This is a genomic window from Plastoroseomonas hellenica (genome assembly GCF_018129085.1).
In the GTDB taxonomy this organism is placed as follows: Bacteria; Pseudomonadota; Alphaproteobacteria; order Acetobacterales; family Acetobacteraceae; genus Plastoroseomonas; species Plastoroseomonas hellenica.
In genome coordinates, this window is record NZ_JAAGBB010000020.1 from 121,217 (window position 1) to 127,414 (window position 6,198).

The 6,198-nt window shown below is 70.8% G+C and carries 6 protein-coding genes; 1 reads left to right on the plus strand and 5 read right to left on the minus strand.

Features of this window, described 5'->3' with window-relative positions; translation table 11 throughout:
• Nucleotides 1–15: 15 nt before the first annotated feature.
• The 4 genes from GXW71_RS17530 to GXW71_RS17545 all read right to left on the minus strand — a co-directional run bounded on the left by GXW71_RS17530 (nt 16) and on the right by GXW71_RS17545 (nt 3,317).
• On the minus strand, nt 16–504 hold the full coding sequence (locus GXW71_RS17530) for a RidA family protein (RefSeq protein WP_211853837.1): 489 nt from the start codon (nt 502–504) through the stop codon (nt 16–18).
• A 14-nt stretch (nt 505–518) separates the two neighbouring features.
• Complete coding sequence (locus tag GXW71_RS17535) at nt 519–968, minus strand: c-type cytochrome (RefSeq protein ID WP_211853838.1); 450 nt, start codon at nt 966–968, stop codon at nt 519–521.
• Nucleotides 968–2,485 carry a flavin monoamine oxidase family protein gene (locus tag GXW71_RS17540; RefSeq protein WP_211853839.1) on the minus strand — a complete coding sequence of 506 codons (1,518 nt, stop codon included), beginning with the start codon at nt 2,483–2,485 and terminating at the stop codon, nt 968–970. The genes GXW71_RS17535 and GXW71_RS17540 overlap by 1 nt, the downstream gene beginning before the upstream one ends.
• 220 nt (nt 2,486–2,705) lie before the next feature.
• The gene (locus GXW71_RS17545) at nt 2,706–3,317 is read right to left on the minus strand and encodes a pyridoxamine 5'-phosphate oxidase family protein (protein WP_211853840.1); all 612 of its coding nucleotides are present in this window, start codon (nt 3,315–3,317) and stop codon (nt 2,706–2,708) included.
• 178 nt (nt 3,318–3,495) lie between these two features.
• Between GXW71_RS17545 and GXW71_RS17550 the strand changes: the two genes are divergently transcribed.
• Entirely contained in the window at nt 3,496–4,848 is a 1,353-nt protein-coding gene (locus tag GXW71_RS17550) for an MFS transporter (RefSeq protein WP_211853841.1), read from the plus strand.
• A gap of 118 nt (nt 4,849–4,966) precedes the next feature.
• Here the strand turns inward: GXW71_RS17550 and GXW71_RS17555 are convergent.
• On the minus strand, nt 4,967–6,198 hold a 1,232-nt coding region (locus GXW71_RS17555; protein ID WP_211853842.1), incomplete at its 5' end, for a serine hydrolase domain-containing protein.

The following is a 6,198-nucleotide window of genomic DNA, read 5'->3' on the forward strand; positions in this document are numbered from 1 at the left end:
GGGCAGACGAAAGGGTCACCGCCGGACGGCGGTGACCTCGATCTCCACCAGCCATCCCGGATTGACCAGCCCCGCCACCTGCATGACGGAGCGCGCCGGCAGGTTGGGCTGCGCCTGGGTGCCGAACTGCTCGGTATAGGCGGCCATGAATCCGTCGAAATCCATGCGGCCGCCGCGCCCGGGGTCGCCCACCAGGAAGACCTGCATCCTGACCACGTCGCCGAGCGAGAGCCCGATGGATTTGAGGCTCGCCTCGATTCGCGACAGCACGCTGGCGGTCTGGGTCCGCGTATCCCCGAAGGCGGCGAGGCTGTTGCGCGGCGCATTGGCATCGGTGACGGCCGGCACCATGCCGCTGACCATCACGGTGGTGGCGCCGGCCGGCACCTCCACCGCCATGGCGATCGGGAACGTCGACCCCGGCGTGCGGTGGCGCACCACCTCCTGCGCCGCGGCCGGTGCGGCGGCGAGAAGGGTGGCGGCCAGAAGGGCAGAGCGGATCATGGGCGATGTTGTCCTCACTGTCTTGCCGCCCGCACGTCTTCCGCGCGGGCGGGATCGGCGCTGTAGGTGTTGCCGAGATTGGTCCGGACCCAGTTCACCACCGCCGCGATCTGCTCGTCGTCGAGCTGGGTCGCGAAGCCTGGCATGCCGCGCAGCCCATTGACCACGACATGGATGGGATAGGCAGAGGCCTCCAGCTTCGCGTTGCCCGCGAGCGGGGGATACAGGCCGGCGCCGACCGCGCCGCGGCCATTCGGCATATGGCAGCCGGCGCAGATCGCGGCATAGAGCTGGCCGCCGTCGCGTTGCCCGAAGCGCGTCGCGCTGACGAAGCCGTGGCTGTTGTCGCTGCTGAGCGCCGGCGCGGGCGTCGCGGTCTGCGCGCCCGCGATGCCGCCCCGGACGGCGAAGCCGGCGAGGGCGGCGATCGCCACCAAGGTCGGCAGGAGGATGGGCGCCCGCATCACGCGTTCACCACGCGGCGATGCAGCCGCCCGATCGCATCAAGGGAGGACAGGATGGCGCCCTCCTGCCAGGCGGGGATGTAGGAGGCGTGCTCGCCGGCCAGCAGGATGCGGCCGTCGAGCGCGCAGAGCGCGTCGTAATGCTCCTCGCGCCGCGCATCCGTCCACATGCCGTGGCAGCCGAGATTGCCGGGCACCCGGTGCCAGCCCACGGAGACGCCGCTCTCGAACTCCTCGCGGTACTGCGGATGCAGCGTGGCGCCCCATTCCACCGCGCGGCGCACCCGCTCTGCGGCCGGCAGCGCCGTGAACTCATAGGCATAGGGGCCGAAGGCGTAAGCGCCGAGCAGCACGCCCTTGCCCGCCGCACCATAGCCGGTCGAGGGGTAGGAGATCATGCGGATCGGCAGATCGGTGTAGGAGATGCCGCCATAGATATGCTCGTCCTGCTCCCAGAAGCGGCGCTTGAACTGCAGCCCGACCTTGACCGAAGCGGAATAGGGCACCGCCTCGATCGCGGCCTGCATCTTCGCGCTGACATTGAGCTCCATCTGCGCCAGCACCGCGAGCGGGATGGTGCAGAGGCACCAGTCGGCGCGCACCTGCTCCGGCTGGCCGCCGCCGCGCGCATCCGCGACGGTCGCGGTGACGCCGCTCGCATCCTGGCGGATCGCGGTGACCTTGGCGTTGTAGCGGATGAGGTCGCCGACCTCGCGCGCGAAAGCACGGGCGATCATGTCCATGCCGCCGACCGGCTGGAACATCGTGGTCTGGAACTCGTAGATCGCGCCGGTCGCGAGGTAGCTCCAGAGGCGGGAGGACAGCACGTCCTTCAGCGCGACGGGATCGGAGGGCACCGGCCGCGCCGTCAGCCCGCCGCCCGGATCACGCTCGAAGCCACGCCGGTCCGAGGTCAGCACAGATTTCGCATAGGTCAGGTCGCGGTTCAGTGCGCCCCAGGAGCGGAGGCTCTCCAGCAGGATCTCCGCATCCTCCCGCGATACCATCCCGTCCAGGCGATTCTGGCGGGTGGCCTTGGCCAGCAGCTCCGCGATGCCGCCCTGATAGTCCGACATCACCGTGCGGTAGCGCTGCGGCCGGCCACCGAAGGCGGTGCGGCCATGCACCAGCGCGTTGTGGTTGACCTGCACGAAGGGCTCGAGCGTCACGCCGAGCCGCTTGCAGTAATCGAGCACGGCGTGGTGATGGTAGGGGATCCGCCAGGGCCCGGGGTTGATGTAGTGGCCTTCGTCGAAGCGGCAGTCCTGGGTCTCGCCGCCCAGCTCGGTGATGCGGTCGCCACCGCGCACCGTCCAGCAGCGGCCGCCGGCGCGGTCATTGTATTCCAGCACCTGCACCCGGTAGCCGGCGCGCTTCAGCTCCAGCGCCGCGACCAGGCCGGCAAGCCCGGCGCCGAGGATCAGCACGGAGGCGCCGCGCGGGTCGCCATCCAGGCGGATCGGGCCGGTATACGGGGATTCCGCGGCGACGCCGAGCGCGGTCATCGCCTGGTACATGGCAGCGCCGCCTGCAACTGCGCCAATGCGGGCCAATAGCGCGCGCCGGCTCGGCGCAGCGCTGGGTTCCGCTTCTTCTGTCACGCTGATTTCCTCCCGGGCCGGCCAGGGAAGGAGGCCGGTTACAAGCCGCAGCCTGTCCCAACCTCACGGGGTTTCCAATGGGCCTCCGTGAGTTGTGAGAACAGCCATGCGGCGCGGCGGCGCTAGGGCCGGGGCGTCACCACATGCTGGCCCGCGCCCGCGCCGGCCATTCGCGATCATAGGTCTCACCGCCGACCCGGCCTTCGCTGAGCTTGGCGAGGATGCGGCCCGGCGTCGGCAGGCGCTTCGGGTCGATATGCCGCGCCGCGTCCCAGAGGCCGGCGCGCACCACCGCGCGGGCGCATTGGAAGTAGACGGTGTCGATGGTGATGACCGCGACGCTGCGCGGCGCCTTCTCCTCGACCACGAAGCTCTCCAGTAGTTCCGGATCAACCGAGAGCACGGCACGGCCATTGACGCGCAGCGTGCTGCCCGATCCCGGCAGCAGGAACAGCAGCGCGACGCGAGGATCGCGCAGGATGTTGCGGAGCGTGTCGATGCGGTTGTTGCCGCGCCGATCGGGCAACAGCAGCGTGCGGTCGTCCTGCACCCGCACCACGCTCCAGGGATCGCCGCGCGGCGAGCAGTCGAGCCCTTCCGGTCCGCTGGTCGCCAGCGCGCAGAAGGGCGAGGCCTCGATCATTGCGCGGTATTCGGGAATGAGGTGCGGCACCTCCTTGGCGGTGGAGGACTCGTTCGGCGTTCCATAGAGCGCCTCGAGCTGCTCCATGCTGGTGATGATCGACATGCGGCACCCCTCCGTCGCGGTGCCACAGGATACCGGGCGGGTCCGCCGCGCGTCGATCCGGATGACGTGCGTCGGATATCCGTTGCCGCGCGCGCCGGGCATGCGCCAACGGCGCCGCTGGGGTGCAATGCCGCGCCCGTTCGGCGATGCTGCCGCCGGAGAAGCAGAGGGGAAGCGGATGGCCAGGCCAGGCCTGCTGCGCCTGGCGCCGGTCGCGCTGGGCACACTGATCGTGCCGCTGGACAGCGCGGTGAACGTCGCCTTTCCCGCCATCGTCGCCGCCTTCGGCCTGGCGGTACCCGAGATCCAATGGGTCGTGATCTGCTACGTGCTGACCTATGGCAGCCTGATGCTGGCGGCCGGCCGTCTCGGTGACATCTTCGGCCATGCCCGCGTCTTCCGCTTCGGCCTGGCCTGGAGCGCGGTGTCCTACCTGCTCCTGACGTTGGTGCCGGGCTATGAGGCGCTGCTGGTCTGCCGGGTGCTGCAAGGGGTGGGGGCGGCGCTGGTGCTGGGCTGCGGGCCGGCGCTGGCGACCGCGCTGTTCCCCGAGACGATGCGCGCCCGCGCGCTCGCCACCTATGCCGCGACGGTCGCCGCCGGGTCGACCATCGGCCCGTTGGCCGGCGGCGTCCTGGTCGAGGCCTTCGGCTGGCAGGCGGTCTATTGGTTCCGCGCGCCCTTCGCGCTGGCGGCGCTGCTGCTGTCCGTCCATCTGCCAGAAGCGTCGCGCGGCGGACCGCGCGAGCCCTTCGACGTCACGGGTGCGGTGCTGCTCGTTGCGGCGGTCGCCACCATCCTGCTGGCGGTGAATAGGGCGCCGGCGCCAGTGTCCCTGGCGCTTGCCGCCGCGGCAATCGCCTGCGCCGCCGGCTTCGTCTGGCGCAGCCGACGCGCATCACGGCCAATCATCGACCTCAGCCTGTTCCGCCGGCCGGGCTTCGCGGCGCTGAACCTGGCGAACGCTGTGGTGACCTTTGCGGGCTTCGCCGTGATGCTGCTCGTGCCATTCTACCTGGCTGGTATCGCCGGGCTGGAGACGAGGGTGCTTGGCCTCGTGCTCGCCACCAGCCCGGCCGGCGGCATGCTTGGCGCCTGGTTGGGCGGAAAGGCGGTGACGCGGTTCGGGTCGCGCGCCGTGCTGGTTGCGGGCGCGGTGCTCAGTGCAGCGGGGCTGCTGGGCATCGCACCCTGGAGCGCCAGTACCGCCGTGCCCCTGCTGGTCACGGCGCTCGCGGTGCAGGGCATGGGCCTTGGCCTGTTCACCCTCGCCTATACCGACCAGGTGACGGCGACGATGCGGCGGGAGGATCGCGGCGTCGCGGGCAGCCTCACCATGCTGACGCGCACCTTCGGCGTGGTCGGCGCGGCGTCCCTGCTGACGCTGCTGCTCGGCGCGAGCGAGACGGCGCTGCTGGCGCAGGGACAGCCGCCCACCGATGCCTTCCTCTCCGCCTTCGGCCGGACCTTCATGCTGGCGGGGGCCTTGCCGCTGCTGGTGCTGCCCTTGTTGCTGCGCCAGCGCGGCTGACATACCGCCTCCCGCTGGCAGGCGGCGCTGCACGCGCGGCCATCGGCGGCACCGGGCGCGCACCCGACGGCGCGAAAGCAAGCCGTACGGATGTGCAGCGCCGGCGCCTGAGGCCGGATCATCTCCGCATGCTGTCGACCATCGCGCCGTAGACCAGGTCCTTCCAGATCATCCGCGTGCGGACGCGGGTGCTCGGGCCCTGGGTCATGATGACGGCGACCAGGTCCTCGGCGCGGTCGATGGTGAAGCTGGTGCCCCAGGCGCCCGCCCACATCGCATCGCCCTCGCTGCCCGGCGTCGTGCCCATGCCGTCCTGCAGCCTGACCGCGAAGCCGAGCCCGAAGCCATAGCCCGGCCCGGTCGAGGCCGTGGGGCTGCCGCCCATGCCCGCCATGTGGTTCGACAGCATGAAGTTGACGACCGGTCCCGCCAGGTAGCGGCGGCCCTGGAAGCTGCCGTTGTTCTCGATCATCTGCGCGAAGCGGATGTAGTCGGCGGCGGTGGAGACGAGGCCGGCACCGCCCCTCAGGTAGGAGGTCTCCCGCTCGTCATTCAGGATGCGGTAGCTGCGCCACATGCTCTCCTTCTGCGGATCGGCATCGAGCGTTTCGGCGAGCCGGCTGCGCTTCTCCGGCGCCACGAACCAGGCGGTGTCGCGCATGCCGAGCGGGCCGATCAGCCGCTCCTCCATGAAGCGGTCGAGCCGCTGGCGGGAGACCCGCTGCACCAGGAGGCCCAGCACGTCGGTTGCGATCGAGTAGAAGAACTGCGTGCCCGGCTGGAAGGCGAGGGGGATGGTGCCGAGCCGGCGCAGCATCTCATCCCCGGTGATCGGGCCGTCAGCGGCCTGGATATTGTTGCTGCGATAGGCATCGCGGATGGCGGCGGAGGGCGAGGCATCAGCATAGACGAAGCCCGCGGTGTGGCGCAGCAGGTCGTGCACGGTCGGCGGCCGCGTCGGCGCCACGAGCTCGGTCTGGCCGTCGCGGGTCACCTCGACCTTCAGGTCGCGGAGCTCCGGCAGGTGGACGCCGATCGGGTCATCGAGCTTGAGGCGCCCTTCCTCCATCAGCATCATCGCGAGCACGGAGGTCATCGGCTTGGTCATGCTGGCCTGCAGGAAGATCGCGTCGCGCGGCATGCGCCGCGTCTTCGCCGCATCCTGAAAGCCATGCGCCTCGAAATGCACGACCTCGCCATGGCGTACGATCGTGGTGACGGCGCCGGCGAAGGTGCCGCGCTCGATCTCGGCCTGCATGGCGGTGCCGATGCGGGCCAGCCGCTCGCGGTCGAAGCCGCGGCTGGCGCCGGGGGCGCCGGGACCGCCCGGGGGACGCGGCGGCCGCGGCT

What these genes read in the sequence shown, in the direction of transcription:
- GXW71_RS17535 (WP_211853838.1), bottom strand. Translation starts at nt 968, where the DNA reads ATGCGGGCGCCCATCCTCCTGCCGACCTTGGTGGCGATCGCCGCCCTC.
- GXW71_RS17540 (WP_211853839.1), bottom strand. Translation starts at nt 2,485, where the DNA reads ATGTACCAGGCGATGACCGCGCTCGGCGTCGCCGCGGAATCCCCGTAT.
- GXW71_RS17550 (WP_211853841.1), top strand. Translation starts at nt 3,496, where the DNA reads ATGGCCAGGCCAGGCCTGCTGCGCCTGGCGCCGGTCGCGCTGGGCACA.
- GXW71_RS17530 (WP_211853837.1), bottom strand. Translation starts at nt 504, where the DNA reads ATGATCCGCTCTGCCCTTCTGGCCGCCACCCTTCTCGCCGCCGCACCG.
- GXW71_RS17545 (WP_211853840.1), bottom strand. Translation starts at nt 3,317, where the DNA reads ATGTCGATCATCACCAGCATGGAGCAGCTCGAGGCGCTCTATGGAACG.